At 57.3% G+C, this 15,511-nt stretch carries 16 protein-coding genes; 5 read left to right on the top strand and 11 right to left on the bottom strand.

Features of this window, described 5'->3' with window-relative positions; translation table 11 throughout:
• The 3 genes from AC6RA8_RS08885 to AC6RA8_RS08875 form a co-directional block, all read left to right on the top strand.
• A partial coding sequence (locus tag AC6RA8_RS08885; RefSeq protein ID WP_500352123.1) for a CheR family methyltransferase occupies positions 1-626 on the top strand: 626 nt, incomplete at its 5' end.
• A 9-nt stretch (positions 627-635) separates the two neighbouring features.
• Positions 636-1,019: a hypothetical protein gene (locus AC6RA8_RS08880; protein ID WP_500352121.1), complete on the top strand. Its 384-nt coding sequence runs from the start codon at positions 636-638 to the stop codon at positions 1,017-1,019.
• A complete protein-coding gene (locus AC6RA8_RS08875; protein WP_500352120.1) occupies positions 1,019-1,369 on the top strand; it encodes a hypothetical protein in 351 nt (116 codons plus the stop codon). The genes AC6RA8_RS08880 and AC6RA8_RS08875 overlap by 1 nt, the downstream gene beginning before the upstream one ends.
• A gap of 23 nt (positions 1,370-1,392) precedes the next feature.
• Here the strand turns inward: AC6RA8_RS08875 and AC6RA8_RS08870 are convergent, their stop codons facing one another.
• The 6 genes from AC6RA8_RS08870 to AC6RA8_RS08845 all read right to left on the bottom strand — a co-directional run bounded on the left by AC6RA8_RS08870 (position 1,393) and on the right by AC6RA8_RS08845 (position 8,162).
• Entirely contained in the window at positions 1,393-1,932 is a 540-nt protein-coding gene (locus AC6RA8_RS08870; protein WP_500352118.1) for a chemotaxis protein CheD, read from the bottom strand.
• 347 nt (positions 1,933-2,279) lie between these two features.
• Positions 2,280-2,834 (bottom strand): sulfopyruvate decarboxylase subunit beta, encoded by a 555-nt coding sequence (gene comE / locus AC6RA8_RS08865; RefSeq protein WP_500352117.1) that lies wholly within the window; start codon positions 2,832-2,834, stop codon positions 2,280-2,282.
• Positions 2,831-3,337 (bottom strand): sulfopyruvate decarboxylase subunit alpha, encoded by a 507-nt coding sequence (comD, locus tag AC6RA8_RS08860; protein WP_472727112.1) that lies wholly within the window; start codon positions 3,335-3,337, stop codon positions 2,831-2,833. Before comD ends, comE begins: the two co-directional genes overlap by 4 nt.
• Positions 3,338-3,356: 19 nt before the next feature.
• Entirely contained in the window at positions 3,357-4,331 is a 975-nt protein-coding gene (locus AC6RA8_RS08855) for a zinc-dependent alcohol dehydrogenase (protein WP_500352115.1), read from the bottom strand.
• A gap of 58 nt (positions 4,332-4,389) precedes the next feature.
• Positions 4,390-5,697, bottom strand: coding sequence for a histidinol dehydrogenase (hisD, locus tag AC6RA8_RS08850; protein ID WP_500352113.1), 1,308 nt, complete (start codon positions 5,695-5,697; stop codon positions 4,390-4,392).
• A 239-nt stretch (positions 5,698-5,936) separates the two neighbouring features.
• Positions 5,937-8,162 (bottom strand): NADP-dependent isocitrate dehydrogenase, encoded by a 2,226-nt coding sequence (locus AC6RA8_RS08845; RefSeq protein WP_500352112.1) that lies wholly within the window; start codon positions 8,160-8,162, stop codon positions 5,937-5,939.
• 350 nt (positions 8,163-8,512) lie between these two features.
• Here AC6RA8_RS08845 and AC6RA8_RS08840 point away from each other — a divergent pair, with 350 nt between their 5' ends.
• Both AC6RA8_RS08840 and AC6RA8_RS08835 read left to right on the top strand, forming a co-directional pair.
• A complete protein-coding gene (locus AC6RA8_RS08840) occupies positions 8,513-8,896 on the top strand; it encodes a hypothetical protein (protein ID WP_500352111.1) in 384 nt (127 codons plus the stop codon).
• Positions 8,897-9,005: 109 nt separating this feature from the next.
• Positions 9,006-9,443, top strand: coding sequence for an ion channel (locus tag AC6RA8_RS08835; protein ID WP_500352110.1), 438 nt, complete (start codon positions 9,006-9,008; stop codon positions 9,441-9,443).
• A 58-nt stretch (positions 9,444-9,501) separates the two neighbouring features.
• On the opposite strand, the gene AC6RA8_RS08830 is transcribed toward AC6RA8_RS08835, so the two are convergent.
• The 5 genes from AC6RA8_RS08830 to AC6RA8_RS08810 are packed head-to-tail and all read right to left on the bottom strand — an operon-like array spanning position 9,502 to position 15,453.
• Positions 9,502-10,056: a pyridoxamine 5'-phosphate oxidase gene (locus tag AC6RA8_RS08830; protein ID WP_500352108.1), complete on the bottom strand. Its 555-nt coding sequence runs from the start codon at positions 10,054-10,056 to the stop codon at positions 9,502-9,504.
• Positions 10,049-11,089 carry a lipocalin-like domain-containing protein gene (locus AC6RA8_RS08825; RefSeq protein WP_500352106.1) on the bottom strand — a complete coding sequence of 347 codons (1,041 nt, stop codon included), beginning with the start codon at positions 11,087-11,089 and terminating at the stop codon, positions 10,049-10,051. The genes AC6RA8_RS08830 and AC6RA8_RS08825 overlap by 8 nt, the downstream gene beginning before the upstream one ends.
• A complete protein-coding gene (locus tag AC6RA8_RS08820) occupies positions 11,079-13,457 on the bottom strand; it encodes an ABC transporter permease (RefSeq protein WP_500352105.1) in 2,379 nt (792 codons plus the stop codon). Before AC6RA8_RS08820 ends, AC6RA8_RS08825 begins: the two co-directional genes overlap by 11 nt.
• Positions 13,454-14,125, bottom strand: a complete 672-nt coding sequence (locus AC6RA8_RS08815; protein ID WP_500352103.1) for an ABC transporter ATP-binding protein — start codon at positions 14,123-14,125, stop codon at positions 13,454-13,456. Before AC6RA8_RS08815 ends, AC6RA8_RS08820 begins: the two co-directional genes overlap by 4 nt.
• Positions 14,122-15,453: an ABC1 kinase family protein gene (locus AC6RA8_RS08810; protein ID WP_500352101.1), complete on the bottom strand. Its 1,332-nt coding sequence runs from the start codon at positions 15,451-15,453 to the stop codon at positions 14,122-14,124. The genes AC6RA8_RS08815 and AC6RA8_RS08810 overlap by 4 nt, the downstream gene beginning before the upstream one ends.
• Positions 15,454-15,511: the final 58 nt, after the last annotated feature.

Here is a 15,511-nt window from a genome sequence, read left to right as displayed (position 1 = left end):
ATGTGTCCCAGTTCTTCCGGGAACCTCATCACTTTAAGATGCTCAGCGACCGGCTCATGCCAACATTTAGACAGCGCATTGAACGGCATGAACGTATTCGCATCTGGTCGGCGGGTTGCTCAAAAGGACAAGAACCTTATTCAATTGCGATGCATCTTTTGCGTTTGGAACCGGCTCTTGCCGCAGCGGACTTCAAGATCCTGGGCACCGATATCGACCCTCAAGTCATCAGCCAAGCGCGCACTGCTAAGTTTAGCTCTACTGAGCTGAATGGTGTTTCCCGGGATGACTTGAACGCCTTTACAATCGCTTGTGACGACAACCAATCATACCGAAGAATGTCTGATGTATTGACTCGAGTTGTCTCGGTGAACGAACTCAACCTGTTTGACGATTGGCCCATGCGATTTGCCTTTGATGCAATCTTTTGCAGAAATGTGATGATCTATTTCGATCAGTTAAAACAGGCGCAGCTGTGGCCACGCTTCAAGTGCGCACTGTCCACTGCGGGCTTGCTCTTTCTTGGGCATTCAGAACGCATTTTGTTTCCGAAGCCCCATGGCTTCCACTCTGCCGGACCAACGACTTACATCAAATGCAACGACGCCGTCGATTGGGTTCAATAGGAAATCCGGATGGCATTTTTGGATCAAATTCAGATCAGTGTTGATTGTGCATTCACTAAGCTCAGACAGCTTGGAAAAGCTACTTGTGCCCTAGCGAAACGCTACACATGCAGCCGAGCAGGCGGATTGGTAGGTTTCAACTTGCCTGGGATTGCACCGGTGCTTCTAGCCGTACCAGCCTGCGATGCATCAAGGAGGAGTAAGGTGATGCGGCCCAAGGCTTTGCAACGGCAAGCTTATCAACAGCGCGTCGGCTTCGCTTTGTTTGTTGGGCGCGTGGCACAGAGATCTCACGATCAGGTGCAGCACCTCAGAACAGACAACAACACGCAAAAAACATTTTTTTCCGTGTGGTTGCGCGTACGAGTTCAATCTGTGATCAGACCTTTCTAATGGCACAGAGCAAGTCAGATGCAGCTCAATGCAATCTTGCATTGTCGCGGATGGCAAGCGCTCTTGCCAAAATAAGTGATGACCTGTTGATCGTTTCCGAAACTTTGTCTGAAGTAACGGAGCAATCCCGTGCCAAGCTGACGACGCAGCAGATACTGCAGTTACAAAGCATCGATCGCATTTCACAGTCGCTACAGGATCTCGTTGTTGTTTGCAGCGCACTTGCAACTACGCCACATGTCGCAGAGTCTTCTGCATTACATTTGCAATTGGCCCAGACGCGGTCAATTCTGGATCCCGATAACACTGACGATCAGGAAGCCCCACCCGGCTCCATCGAGCTTTTCTAGCCAGTACTTCCGAACGGTCAGCCTCAGAATAATTCGACCCCATTGCCACCCGGCGCAGCAAACGCCACATCCCGTACTAAGGCATTTGTCATCTTTTGCATGGCGCGGCCTGTACCTGGCCAAAAACGCAGATTTCTTGCGCTGTTACCCCCCAAAGACTTGGTGATCAAAGGTATGCCTTCTTGTTCAAGATAGGACAGCGTGAAGGCCGCATTCTTAGCCCCGATGTCCGAAAAGCCGGAAATCATCCGGGCGCCACCAAACACCTTTGCCTGCAATAGACGGCGCGCCGCGCCCAGTTTGACAAGGTCGTTGATCAACACTTCCATTGCATTGATCCCGGACAACGCACAGCTTGTTTTGCCACCTCCAGACACTGCAAGCAGCATATGGTTCATTCCGCCGATACGCGCTATTGGATCCCACAAACAGCAGGCAACGCAGGATCCCAACAGCGTCGAGATGACGATGTCAGGCCCTGCGCCGGTTGCATACTCACCTTGAGTTATAAACAGCGTTTGCGGCATCACATTGATCGCCTGTCGACCGTTCGCGATGTACATGCGGCGTGGCTGGTTCGATGAAAGTCACGTCTGCTATCAAAGGCATATTCAATCCGCGTTCTCACCGGCTTTGCAGCCAGTTGACGAAAAGAACATTTAAAGAATCTGCCGACGATCCTTGAGAACAAAGACGAGAGGAAGCGTACTAAAGATGTGCCGCGCCGAAGCACAGCGTTCGGACGAAAAAGACGTATAGACAACACATCCATGCGCCTGTTCATCGCCTGTGTTCGCCGCATACAGATTTGACCGCCGCTACCGTTTGGTTTGGAAATGACGGTAAAGCGCGCCAATGAATTTGACGTTAAGGTGCGCCCCGGTCACATGCTGCAACCGGGAGCAATTGGTCAGGCCATGACCGCTTTCATAAAACGATCCTTGATAACCACAGGATCCATCGTGATGACCGGCATCTTGGCGTTTCCGCTGTCGCATTTGACAACCATCACCGTCATCTTCCGCTCGGCAATTGCCTTCTCAAGGGCAGGACCTGTGTCGATATCCATCACCTCGACCACGTTCTCGCAGCCCGCGGCGCGGGCCATGCCCGCAAGCGATGTCTTCTTGCCCGTGTAGGTCGGCTGATCTCCGGTGGAGCCGTAAGACCCGTTGTCGATGATCATTAGAATGTAGTTGTCGGCCACGTTGTTGGCGATCGTCGGCAGCGTGCACAGGTTGGTCAGCACCGATCCGTCACCGTCGATGGAGATCACGGTCTTGTCCTGCGCCAGAGCCAAACCCAAACCTATCGACGACGACAAACCCATCGTGCCCAGCATGTAGAAATTCGTGGGCTGGTCGTCGATGGCATGCAGCTCCTGACTAGGGATGCCGATGTTACAGACCACCAGTTGATCACGGAGGATAGGTGCAATTTCCTTGAGGATTTCAGAACGGATCATTGGTCGCCATAGCCTCCCCAGAAGTTGGCGTCGGTCAGGATCGCCACGGGTTTGTTGCACATGAAGGTGTATTTCAGGATCATATCCAGCTCTTCCACGTCCTTTTGGTGATGGAAGTGGTAAGTGGGGATATTCATCTGCGCGAGCAGTGCCTTTGTGTGGACCGCCATCTCAACCTGGCAGGCCACAGGCTCGCGCAACTCACCCCGGTAGCTGATCAGCATAGGCAGCGGCATACGGTAATATTGGATCAGCGTGGCCAGAGTGTTGATCGTTACGCCGATGGCCGTATTCTGCATGATGATGGCCGGGCGCTTTCCACCCATCCATGCACCGGCACACAGGCCCATGCCCTCGTCTTCCTTGTTTGACGGGATATGGAAGATGTCCGGGTGCTGATCGATTTCGTCGATGACACCTGCAAGCTGTTTGCAAGGCACCGTTGTTACAAACGAGATGTCGTTCGCAACCAAATCATCGGTGATTTTCTTGTCTATGTTCATGAATATGCTGTCTCCGGCATCAGGGGTGGAGGATGATTTTGGGCGCAGCGACCGCTCCGCTGCGCAAGTCGGCAAAGGCGCGGGCGCCATCCGACAATGGACGTTCTTCGGTCCAATCGAGCGGACCAAGGCGACCGTCAAAAATCGCGGCGCATGTGTCGCGGAAATCCTGCGGGGTGTACGTGTAGGTGCCGATGAAGGTGATTTCCTGTAAGGTCATGCGCCGAATATCGAGACCGCCAGTGTCTTCGCCAAGCCCGATATGAACGATCACGCCGCCAGGTTCCGTGAGTGATGAGGCTGAAGCCCGAGTGGCGGCGTATCCCACGGCATCCACAACGATCCCGTAACTTCCTGTCCCTGCGGGGACACATGGAAGGTTACACTGTTTTTCCAGAAAGCTGCGCCTTGCTTCATTCGGCTCGGCAACAGTGACATTGGACAGACCCTGCGCTTTCAGCGCCAAGGCAGCAGCAAGACCAATTGCGCCGCCGCCCAAAACAAGCGCGGAGCGGCTGGCTGCCGGATCCAATGCCGCCAACCCAAGACGAACAGCATGCCAGCTGACTGCAAGCGGCTCGGCCAAGGCGGCTTTGTCCAAAGATACGTTGTCTGGCACCTCGACCAGATTGGCAGGCCGCATAGCCACCAATTCCGCAAACGCACCTTCGCGCGGTGGCATCGAGATGATCTTGCGATCCGGGCACAGATTGTCGCGGCCGGACGTGCAAGCAGCACAGGTACCGCAGCTCACCAGCGGGTTGATTGTGACCCGCGTGCCGTCGCGGTCCCCGCCTACGATCAAACCGGCCGCCTCGTGCCCAAGGATCAGTGGCGCGGGGCGCCGGTCATCATGTCCAAGGTAAGCGTGCATATCCGATCCGCAGATGCCGGAAGCGACAATGCGCACCAATTCCTGATCCGGTGCTGCTTCTGCGTCCGGCACATCGTGAAACGTCAGCGTTTCCACGCCATCATAAACAAGTGCTTTCACTTAACGGCTCCTCTCCCCCGCCACGTCATCAGCAATGGCCATGCTGGCACGTATCGGATCAGCCTTCAGCGCTCAGGTCAAAGTTTTCACCCGGGAAGTACTTGGCCAGACGCACATCCGCCGCACGGGCGTGACCCTCCATCCCTTCAAGGCGCGAGATACGAGCTGTTGCTTCTGCTACTGGTTTCGACCCCTCCCGGGTCGCGCGCTGCCATGTCACGATCTTCATGTACTTATGTACGGACAAGCCACCTGTGTAGTTTGCCGCACCAGAGGTCGGCAACACGTGGTTCGTGCCAGATGCCTTGTCGCCGTAGGACACGGTTGTCTCTTCCCCAAGAAACAGCGAGCCGTAACATGTCAGACGTTCCAACCACCAATCCAAGTCTTCTGCCTGTACGGTAAGGTGCTCTGGCGCGTAATCATCAGAACAGGCGGCCATTTCTTCGCGGTCCGCGCACAAAATCACCTCGGCATAGTCGCGCCAGGCTGCAGTCGCGTTCTCGCGGTTCACCTCCGGCAGGTCGTCGATCAGTCGGGGCACCATCTCGATCACGCGTTCGGCCAGATCGCGGCTGTCCGTGACCAACCATACCGGCGAGTTATAGCCGTGTTCGGCCTGGCTCACGAGGTCGGTCGCAACAATATGCGCGTCGGCCTTGCCATCAGCAAGGATCAAGCTGTCGGTCGGGCCCGCAATCATATCAATGCCCACGCGGCCAAAAAGAATGCGCTTGGCTTCTGCGACAAACTGGTTGCCAGGACCGACAAGAATGTTTGCCTTGGGCAAGCCAAACAATCCAAATGTCATGGCCGCGACACCCTGCACGCCGCCCATGGCCATGATCTTGTCCGCACCACAGATATGTGCGGCATAGACAATGGCCGGTGCCACACCGACGCCGGGACGCGGCGGTGAACATGCGGTGATGTGCTTGCAGCCGGCAACCTTGGCCGTTGTGACGGTCATGATGGCGCTGGCAATGTGGCTGTACCGACCACCCGGCACATAACAACCGGCTGCATCAACCGGGATCGCTTTCTGTCCGGCAATCAGGCCGGGCACGACCTCAAGCTCAACGTTCGCCACCGTTGCTTTCTGGGTCTCCGCAAACCGCCGCACATTGTCATGGGCAAACCGAATGTCCGCTTTCAGCTTTTCGGGCACTTGCGCGATGGCCGCTTCGATCTCGTCAGAAGTCAGAAGTACATTGCCTTCGTACTTGTCGAACTTCGCAGCATACTCCAAAGCCTTGGCATCTCCGCCAGCTTCGATATCGGTCAGGATATCGTTCACAATCTGGTTGACGTCAGATGCCCCTGATGTTGCGGTCAGCGTTGCTTTCTTAAGGTATTCACGTGCCATCGGATGCCTTGGTTCACTTGTGAGTTCTGGCGCACGCTAGGGGTTTGTTGTCGGGCGACGCAAGGTCAGCCGCGGCCAGACTCGTGACATTCACGAACAAGCTGTCACACTTTTGGGTATCCGAAATATGTGGCGCCGAAATGTCTCATTTTCGGCAACCTTCGTAGGCACAGCATTCACAACCTGAATACTGCGAAGCAAATGCGCCGCCGAAGAACAAACCCGGCGGCGCGGGATTCTTAACTGTCAATCAGGGCATTCAGAGTTGCAGACGGGCGCATGATGCCAGCCACCTTTGCCTCATCGGTGTTGTAGTAGCCACCCAAGTCCACCGCCGCACCACGTCCGGCCATTAGTTCGGTGGAAATCGTGTCTGCGTTTTCGCCAAGCGATGCAGCAAGATTGGCAAAGGATGCGGCAAGCTCAACGTCATCGCCTTGTGCCGCCAACGCTTCGGCCCAGTACAGCGCAAAGAAAAAGTGGCTGTCACGGTTGTCCGGCTGACCAACTTTGCGGCCTGGCGATTTGCCCTCGCCCAGCAGCTTGATGATCGCAGCATCCGCAGCATCACCCATGATGGACGCCTTCGTATTGCCGTGTGCGTCACCAAAGAAGCGAAGGCTTTCAGCAATGGCGCAGAACTCACCCAGGCTGTCCCAGCGCAGGTGGTTTTCCTCGACCAGCTGTTGGACATGTTTCGGGGCGGACCCACCTGCCCCGGTTTCGAACATGCCGCCGCCGTTCATCAGCTTCACCACTGACAGCATCTTGGCCGATGTGCCCACCTCAAGGATCGGGAAGAGGTCGGTCAGATAGTCACGCAGCACGTTCCCGGTAATGGCGATGCAGTTGTCGCCAGCGGTGATCACTTTGAGCGCGTGGCGCGTGGCAGCGGCCGGGTCCATGATCTGGAAGGTATCGGTCTTACCCTTCTCAGCCAGGATCGGCGTGATCATCTTGATCAGCTCAGCGTCATGACCGCGTGTGGCATCCAACCAGAAGACCGACGCGTAACCCGTTGTGGATTCGCGCGAAACCGCCAAATCAACCCAGTTCAAAACCGCTTCCTTACGGGTCGAAGCCATGCGCCAGATATCGCCAGCTTCCACATCGTGGTTGGTCAGCAAGTCACCATTGCTTGCAATGACCTTGACCGTGCCAGCAGCAGGAATTTCGAAAGTGGTTGGGTGCGAGCCGTATTCCTCGGCCTTTTTCGCCATCAGGCCGATGTTCTGCACGGTTCCCGCTGTTGTCGGGTCCAGCGCGCCATTGGCTTTGAAGAAATCAACCGTCTCAGCGTAGATCGGAGCGTAGGAGCTGTCTGGGATCACGCAGTTCGTGTCGCCCTCTTTCCCATCCGGGCCCCAGCCCTTGCCGCCGGCGCGCAGCACCGCGGGCATCGACGCATCGATGATCACATCGGATGGCACGTGCAGGTTGGTGATACCCTTGTCGGAATTCACCATGTACATCGGCGGGCGATCCGCCATGACCGCGTCAATCTCGGCCTTGATCGCGGCCCCGTTGGACATGCCCGCGATCACGTCCAGCATGGTGCCAAGTCCGGAGTTCGGGTTCACACCCGCGGCGGCGAAGTCGTCGGCATATTTGTCAAAGACGGGCTTGAGGTAGGCGCGAACGGCGTGGCCAAAGATGATCGGGTCGGAAACCTTCATCATTGTGGCCTTCATGTGCAATGAAAACAGCGTGCCATCGGCTTTCGTGTCATCAATCGCTTTGCCTAAGAAGGTCATCAAAGCATCGCGTGACATATAGGTCGCGTCGACAATCGTGCCCGCGTCCATCATCAGGCCGTCCTTGAGCACGGTCACGGTGCCATCTGCTGCCGTATGCTCAATTCTCAAAGCACCGGCCTGAGCATCGCTCAAGGTCACCGATTTCTCGTTCGACCGGAAATCGCCAGCGCCCATGGTCGATACCTTGGTCTTGCTGTCGGCGCTCCACGCGCCCATCGAATGTGGATTGTCCTTGGCATAGGTTTTGACGGCAGCGGGCGCGCGGCGGTCCGAATTGCCTTCACGCAGGACCGGGTTCACCGCGGAGCCTTTGATCGCGTCGTAACGGGCACGAATGTCGTTTTCTTCATCCGAGGCAGGAGCTTCGGGATAGTCAGGAATATCGAAGCCCTGATCTTGCAATTCCTTGATCGCCGCTTGCAGCTGCGGCACCGAAGCAGAGATGTTCGGCAGCTTGATCACGTTTGCGTCCGGCGTGGTCACCAACTGACCAAGGGCCGCCAGATCATCACTTTGCGCCTGCGCGTCGGTTAGGCGTTCGGGGAATGTTGCCAGGATACGGCCCGCAACCGAGATATCACGCGTTGACACGTCGATGCCTGCGGCAGACGCAAATTTGCGCACGATGGGCAGCAGCGATGCCGCCGCTAGTTGCGGGGCTTCATCCGTGACGGTGTAGATGATGTCGGGAGCGGCGTCTTGGGACATAATGCAGTCTTTCGCTTGTTTCAGACACGAGGGGCGCATGGCATGCTGTTCTGCACACCATTGTATGCCGTGCAGATAACGGGTCAGCGGCAAAGGCTCAATGCCAGTCACGCAAGCGCGACAATTGTATCCGTTTTCCCGCCTTTTCCGCGCAGAAGATGCCATGGAAACCACATTTTGCGCATCTGAAAAGCGCGCGGCATCCAGTCTGCCCAGCAGAAACTGAAACCATCTGCCACGAAGTCGTTCCCGACGCGAAAGACCTGACAGTGCAAGACTGAAAGAATCCGCCACAATTCTTTACAGTCTGCACAGTTGACGCTCAGCTTTTTCACCGCAATGCTCAAAACATGAGCAGAATAAAAACGATGTGCGCAGCGTTCGTCGTTATGGCAACCTGGATCACACAGGCCGCAGCCGACAACGACATCGCCTTTTCCTTCGCCGAATGTGCTGGCCGTTTCTCGGCCGAAATGGAGCATGCATGGCTTTTGAATGATCCTGTGGCGCAGGTGTACGAGCAAGACCGGGCTTCCTTTGTCAGCTTGACTGACGCGTCACGGGTTCCCGGACAGGGCCGCGCGATCCTCAGTCACAGGATAGAAGTCAAACTTGCTCATGCGGCGCTCTTACAGCAAGCCAGCTTTGGCACACGCGCCGACCGCGCTAAAACCGCGCGTCAAGTCGCCAACACCCATCTGACAACATGTAGAACCCTGCTGCTTGGCAGCTGACCAGCGCATCTGGCTGAGGCGTGGAAAGCCACCTGTTTACAGGGTCTTGAGCCTTCGGACACCGCGTTGCACAGTCGGGATCAAACTGTGACCCTCCGAAAGGCCGCCGATGACTGCTGCATCCCAAATCCTGCTTGGCAGCGCGCTTTTGACGATTTGCGCTCTGATCCACGTTGGTGCGGTTGCGATGCTTGTTCCGTTTCTGGCAAGTGCTGCTGACCGTTTGGAGAAAACCGGATCGCGCCTTCGGACATTGATCATTACCAGTCTAAACGTACTTATTCTCCTTTTTGCACATACGATTCAGGTCTGGTCTTGGGCGTTGGCATTCTTCGCAATGAAAGCATTCGATGATTTTCCAACCAGCTTCTACTTCGCGACCGCGACATATACGACATTGGGATACGGTGATCTGCTGTTGGACTCCGGTTTGCGCATTTTCGGAACATTTGCCGCAATCACCGGCCTTTTAACGTTCGGCATCAGCACAGCATTGTTGATGGGCGTCATTGTCAGGTTGCTACCTTCCCTCGACGACGAAGATTAAAAAATGCCAGTCTCGTGTCCTTGACGGGATGGGTTTTGCGGGTGCGCGATGGCTGGCCTTATGGAGCCAGCCAGGTACCACACCAACTATCATCTCGAACATATGCGGCGCGGCGATGTTTCTCGCCCAGGTGCACGAGATCTATGTGGTCTATCGTGCACCGCAACACGGCAAACCTCTCTCGGATCGGGGGCTTGTCATAGGCAAACACATCCTCGATCGGTGTGCCTGGATCAGGTGCTGTCCCATAGGACACGCGCGATGCAACAGGAACCCTGTCCCATTCCCGCTCGACAAAGGCCCCGGTCAGGATCGCCACGGTCGTGGTCAAACGAATTTGCAGGCGCGATCGGGGCAACCACATGTGGAGAGCTGCCCTGGGACATTGGCGCAACGCCTCAATCTTGGCCGTCACGATATCGGTGTGCACCTCGACCACCGCGTCAGGTTCGTTTGCGCGGCGCAACGCGACTGTGCGCGCCTCGGGCACGCCGGTGGGCGACACGGTGGCAAAGGTCGGATATCGGGCCGGTGACCTGCCATCCGCAACGCCTCGACGCATTTGCCGCCATGCTGTGGCCAGAAAGTATGCCAAATCGCCCGGGTCACTCATATCCCGTCATCTCCAGATATCCGACACCATCGTGGCTGCCCGTGATATGCACGGGCCCTTCCCAATATGGAATAGCCAAGGGCATCCATGCCTGTGTATTCAGTGCCGCGACAGAAACATCGACGCCCCTGTCCGGCAGACGGACGCGCCAGGTCGTCGGCAGGCTACGTCCGGCAACAGCACCCTGCGTGACAGGCTCGGCCGTAAACGCACCATCCGGATAAGCCGTCGTTGCACCATCTGGCTCGATCCAGGTGGATGCGCTGTAAAACGTCCCATCGCGTTGGCGCAGTTGGAACCCCATCAACTTCTCACCACTCTCAAAAGACAGGGAGAACCAGTCCCAACCGGATTGCGTTTCGGACAAAGGTTGCGACGACCATTCCCGATCCAGCCATGCGCTGCCAGTGACCTGAACAGTTCCATCCGGCAAAACCAAGGTGCCGGTAATGTTATAGAATGGTTGCGAGTAGTAGTAACTGGCCTGTCCATCAGCCGATTTTACCGAATACCCGTCCTGCCCTTGAAAAACCAACGGCCCTTGGGCCTGCAACGCCATGTCGTAGCCAAAGTCAGGACCTTGAGCGCTCAGCGACAGCGTATCCAGATCCGGGCCTTCCATGGCCCATTCATCAATCCACGCGCGGAATGGATCAGCCTGCACACCCGCCTGCCCAATCCCGCCGCGAGCAAAGCGTTCAGTCGCGAAATGCGCGTCGGGTGTTGTGACAGCCGCGTGGGCAAACCACACCTGTGGCGACGTCCAACCCTCGCTCTCACCCGGCGCAAGCGCCGACCGGAACAACGTCCATTGCAGCCCGTATGGCGTGCCATCCGCAGCCTTCAGGTTGGCTGTCAGATACCACCATTCAATCCTGTAGTCCGGATGCGGTCCGTGATCGGCGGGAAAATCAAACTGCCGTCCCGCCTGTGGCACCGCGAAACCATCGGCGTCCGATCCCAACCCCGCAAATCCCTGTGCCAGAGCCGGAATTGGCCAGAGCAAACAAAAAATCACCGCCTTAACGTTCATTGGCAAACACCTTGAGCAGCGCGTTTGGCGGCGTTCGTGCCAGCCGCAAGGCAGGCCACGCGGCCGCCGCCACGGCTGCAAGCATCGCGTAGAGACCCAGACGCGCATAATCACCGGGGAAAAGGAACATTGGCAGGCGCCACCCAAACGCTTCGACATTGATGACTGCCAGCAACACCCACGCCAACCCGAGACCGACAGGCAACGCGAAGAGACATACCAGCCCGGCACAGACAACGGCGCGCATCAGTTCAAGTTGTCCAATCTTGCGCCGTGTCAGCCCAAGCGCCCAGACAGGGGCCAATTGTGGGACCCGCAGATCGGCCAATGTCAGCAAACTCATCAGCATGGCAAAGCCAGCGACCGCCAGGGTCAGTACATTCAACGCGGCAGTCACCGTAAAGGTGCGGTCGAACACCTGAAGTGAAAAGGCCTTGATCACCGACTGATCCGTAATTGCGTTGTCGGCAATGCCCAAGTCGTCGGTCAGAACACTCCGAAGCTGCTGTGGGTTCTGCGTGCGCAAACCAAACTGACGGGGCGTGATGTCCGGATGTAGATCACGGAACAAGGTTTCAGCGACGACAATCTGCCCTTTCGGATTACCATAGTCTGCCACCACCGCTGCAATAGGCAGTGACCGTCCCGGCGCAATGACAATCTGATCCCCGACCCACAAATCCGCACGCCGGGCAAGCTGCTCATTGGCGACCGCCGCCGCGCCCGCCTCGACCTGATCCCAAGCGTCCGGCACCGCATCCAGAAAGGCCCAGTTGTTCCGGTATGTTTGGCCAACACGTACGCCAAAAAGCCGAGCCGGAAACCGGGCGACCTCTGTATCAACTGCAAGCAATGGAAGAACCGTAACCCCCTGCCCGGCCATCGCCGTCTCAATCGTTGCGGCCTGCGCGGCATCGGCAGCCTCAACATAGAGTTCAGGCGCAAGCCGCTGATCCAGAAAGTCCACAAATGTCTGCCGGAAGCTGGACACCATGGTTGCCACACCGATATTGGCCGACAAGGCGAGCAGCAGCGCCATCAAGGCAAGGCTGAGACCGGGCAACTGCTGCCGCGTATCCGCCCAGAACCAGCGATTTGCCGGGGTTCTAGCCATATTTTCCGCGTATCTGAGCACCGGATGCAGAACCACCGGCAAAGCCAGTGCCGCGCCAATTAGGAAAAACCCCAAAAGAGCAAATCCGGCTAACAGGCCCGACCCGCCCCAGAGAAGCCCCGCCGCGCAAAGCAGCAAGGCAATTGCAACAACGGCTTGTAAACGCTGCACGCGTCCCGAGGTCATTGCCCATGCGCGGGGCCGCGCACTTGCCAGCAAGGGCATCCTTGCGATTTGCCACAGCCGCCCGCCAGCGGCAGCAAAGGCCCCAAGCACCGCAATAGCCAGACCGGAAGCCCACCAAGACGCGCGGAATTGAAGCGTTCCAGCGACTTCCGTGCCATACAACCCCCGCAAGGTCACGGCCACGTCAGGCAGCAAAACGGCCGCGATCACATAACCTAGAACAATGCCCAGGCTCGCGCCAACAAGTGCCAGCAGCAAAATTTCCATCAGCATCAAACTGACAAGACGCCGCAAAGGCACACCCAGCGCGCGCAGTGTGCGTACCAGTCCTCGGCGCTGCTCAAAGGCCAGGCCAATCGTGCTGTATACGATGAACAGACCAACAGCGAAGCTCAGCAAGCCAAAGGCCGTCAGATTCAGGTGAAAGCTGTCGGTCAACTCTCCCACATCGGCCATCTGGTTCGCGCTTTGTAGCCGCAGCCCCGGTGCAACGTCGCCAAGGTCAGACCGTGCCATCGGTTGAATAGGTTGCAGCAAGAGGCGCGAAAGATCATCACGACCAAGCAGTCGTTGAACAACACCGATGTCGCCCACCGCGATGCCGGGCGCGATGGCGGGATCAATGACAATCTCGATGTCAGCCTGCAGCCGTTCCGCAGTGGCAGCATTTGCATAAAGCAGTCCGGGATTCAGAAAAGCCGTCAGATCCCCTGTCTGGGACACCTGCCCAACGCCAAAACCAGCAGGAGAAGACAGCGGGTCAAAACCAAGTAGACGGACGCCTTCAAGCCGCCCATCAAGAACAGGCGAAACAAGCCATCCGGCACGGCGCAGTTCGACAAAGTCCTGCTGCGCGATACTGTCACCGGTCACTGGCACAATCTGATCGAATTGCCCCTCACCCAACGTTGCAGCGGCGGCGTCATAGCTGGCGCGCGCTTCTGCATTGATGGCCTGCACGCCAGACCACAGCGCCGTTGCCAGGGCGAGGCCCGCAAGGAAAGAAAACAGCTGCAAAGGGTTCCGACGCCAGTGCGACAGCAGTGCAGCCATGCAGGCGCGTGTCATGCGAGGCGTCCCTGGCTCAGATGCAAGCGTCGATCCATCCGCGCCGCAATGGCTGGCGAATGGGTCACCAAAAGCAACGCCGCGCCAGTATCTTCAACAAGATGCAGCAACTGGTCCAAAACCTCTGCTGCAGTGCCTTCGTCTAGGTTTCCTGTCGGCTCGTCAGCCAGCAGCACTTTGGGCCGGGCCGCGAGTGCGCGCGCCATCGCCACCCGTTGCTGTTGCCCCCCGGACAAGGCCTCCGGGTATTTGCGCATTTGATCCACAAGGCCCAACCGCTGCGAAAGACGTTGAATCAGATCACTGTCTAAGCGCCCCGATAGCCGCCCCTGGAACGTGATGTTGTCACCCACCGTCAATGACGGGATCAGGTTGAACTGTTGAAAAACGACTGCCACGTCCTTGCATCGCACCTCTGCCCGGGCACTGTCCGACATCGTACCCAGATCGTGGCCCACGACATGCACTACGCCCTCATCCGCCGTTTCAAGCCCACCAGCGATATGCAAGAGCGTGCTCTTGCCGCTGCCAGATTCTCCGGTCAGGGCCAAAGTCCCTCCGGCCTCCAGCGTGAGATCGACACCACGCAGAACCGGTACAGGTGCGCCACCATTGGCAAATGCCTTCTTAACACCGCTGAACTGCAGAACCGGGGCCAGCGCCGTCATGTGTGATCCATGTGAGTAGCCAACAAAGCAGCAACCGGAACGCGTGCACGCAAGCGATTGGCCAACAAGAACATGCCCGCAACCTTGCGCTGAATATATAGCAGATCCATTGGGACCGGCGGCGGGACAAACCCGTCAATCGCCAGTGTTTCCCCTGCCTTTTGCAAACGCTGGGACAGTCCGGACGCCGCAACGTCCAAAAGAGGGGAATCCCGAATTTCGTCGAAAACAAGCATGATCATATCAAGGATGCGCGTGCGAAACGGCTCCTCCACCGTTTCCGGCACCAACTCCATCGCCGCAACAATCTGTGCCACGTCTTCACGCGCACCCGCAATTCCAGCACGCATCAGCGCGCGCATCTGCTCTGACAGCTTCGCTGGCACATTGCGGGTTGCACCGAAATCCAAAAGCACAATGCGCCCGGTATCACGGTCGTAGCGATAATTGGCAAAGTTCGGATCGGTCTGCATGCAGCCAAACACGAAGAGCTCACGCAACATCAGATCACATAGCACGTACATGACATGATCGCGCTGTTCTTGCGGCAGGTCGGCAACACTCTCGATCCCCTCTGACGGTACGAAGGTCATGGCGAGGACCTTGCGCGTGGTCAGCGGCGCGTGCAGCTTTGGAAGTGCCAGGTTCGGACCGTCCTTCAGTAATGCCGCAAAATGTTCAAGATGTGCGGCTTCGGCTTGGTAGTCCGCCTCTTCCTTCAACTGCGCGCACGCTTCGTCGAGGTAAGAGTCGATTGCAAAGCCGTCGGGAAGCAAACCGGACAATCGGATCAACCTCCCGATATTCGCAACATCACTGTCTATGCTGCGCGCGATACCGGGATACTGAACTTTGATGGCAAGGTCAGTTCCATCGGGCAACTGAGCCCTGTGAACCTGACCAATCGATGCAGCAGCAATGGGTCGAACATCAAAACGTGCAAACCGCTTGCGCCATCCAGCGCCCCATTCCGCATCCAGAACGTCGCGCAATTGCTGCGGCGGCATGAAATCCGCATCTGCGCGCAACCGGGCCATGATATCAGCCAGCTCAGGCGGCAGCACATCGCCGGTGTCCATCGACATCAATTGCCCGACTTTCATAGCCGCGCCGCGCATACGTGCCAATTCGTCCGCGATGCGTCGGATGTTTGTGGGTGTCAGCAACAGATCACGCGCAACCGGGCGACGACCCTGCCCCAGTTGCAACGCACCACCAACGGCCATGCGTCCCGCCACACCTGCAGCAAGCGATCCCATCCGCCCAAAACGCGAAATGCGCCCCGCAGGCACCGCCAGCGGGCGCGACAGATGTGAGTGATCGGTCATGTGCTTCGTCGTCCTTGCCTTCAACCCAACCTAAGTGGCGCAGGACTGAAATCAATCG

It is taken from the genome of Tateyamaria sp., from assembly GCF_059783535.1.
This window is presented reverse-complemented; position numbering and strand designations above follow the sequence as displayed.

Bases quoted from the DNA above. Each gene is read 5' to 3' on its own strand.
- AC6RA8_RS08880 (WP_500352121.1), top strand. From the start codon at position 636: ATGGCATTTTTGGATCAAATTCAGATCAGTGTTGATTGTGCATTCACT.
- AC6RA8_RS08875 (WP_500352120.1), top strand. From the start codon at position 1,019: ATGGCACAGAGCAAGTCAGATGCAGCTCAATGCAATCTTGCATTGTCG.
- AC6RA8_RS08870 (WP_500352118.1), bottom strand. From the start codon at position 1,932: ATGTACATCGCGAACGGTCGACAGGCGATCAATGTGATGCCGCAAACG.
- comE (WP_500352117.1), bottom strand. From the start codon at position 2,834: ATGATCCGTTCTGAAATCCTCAAGGAAATTGCACCTATCCTCCGTGAT.
- comD (WP_472727112.1), bottom strand. From the start codon at position 3,337: ATGAACATAGACAAGAAAATCACCGATGATTTGGTTGCGAACGACATC.
- hisD (WP_500352113.1), bottom strand. From the start codon at position 5,697: ATGGCACGTGAATACCTTAAGAAAGCAACGCTGACCGCAACATCAGGG.
- AC6RA8_RS08845 (WP_500352112.1), bottom strand. From the start codon at position 8,162: ATGTCCCAAGACGCCGCTCCCGACATCATCTACACCGTCACGGATGAA.
- AC6RA8_RS08840 (WP_500352111.1), top strand. From the start codon at position 8,513: ATGAGCAGAATAAAAACGATGTGCGCAGCGTTCGTCGTTATGGCAACC.
- AC6RA8_RS08835 (WP_500352110.1), top strand. From the start codon at position 9,006: ATGACTGCTGCATCCCAAATCCTGCTTGGCAGCGCGCTTTTGACGATT.
- AC6RA8_RS08830 (WP_500352108.1), bottom strand. From the start codon at position 10,056: ATGAGTGACCCGGGCGATTTGGCATACTTTCTGGCCACAGCATGGCGG.
- AC6RA8_RS08825 (WP_500352106.1), bottom strand. From the start codon at position 11,089: ATGAACGTTAAGGCGGTGATTTTTTGTTTGCTCTGGCCAATTCCGGCT.
- AC6RA8_RS08820 (WP_500352105.1), bottom strand. From the start codon at position 13,457: ATGACACGCGCCTGCATGGCTGCACTGCTGTCGCACTGGCGTCGGAAC.
- AC6RA8_RS08815 (WP_500352103.1), bottom strand. From the start codon at position 14,125: ATGACGGCGCTGGCCCCGGTTCTGCAGTTCAGCGGTGTTAAGAAGGCA.
- AC6RA8_RS08810 (WP_500352101.1), bottom strand. From the start codon at position 15,453: ATGACCGATCACTCACATCTGTCGCGCCCGCTGGCGGTGCCTGCGGGG.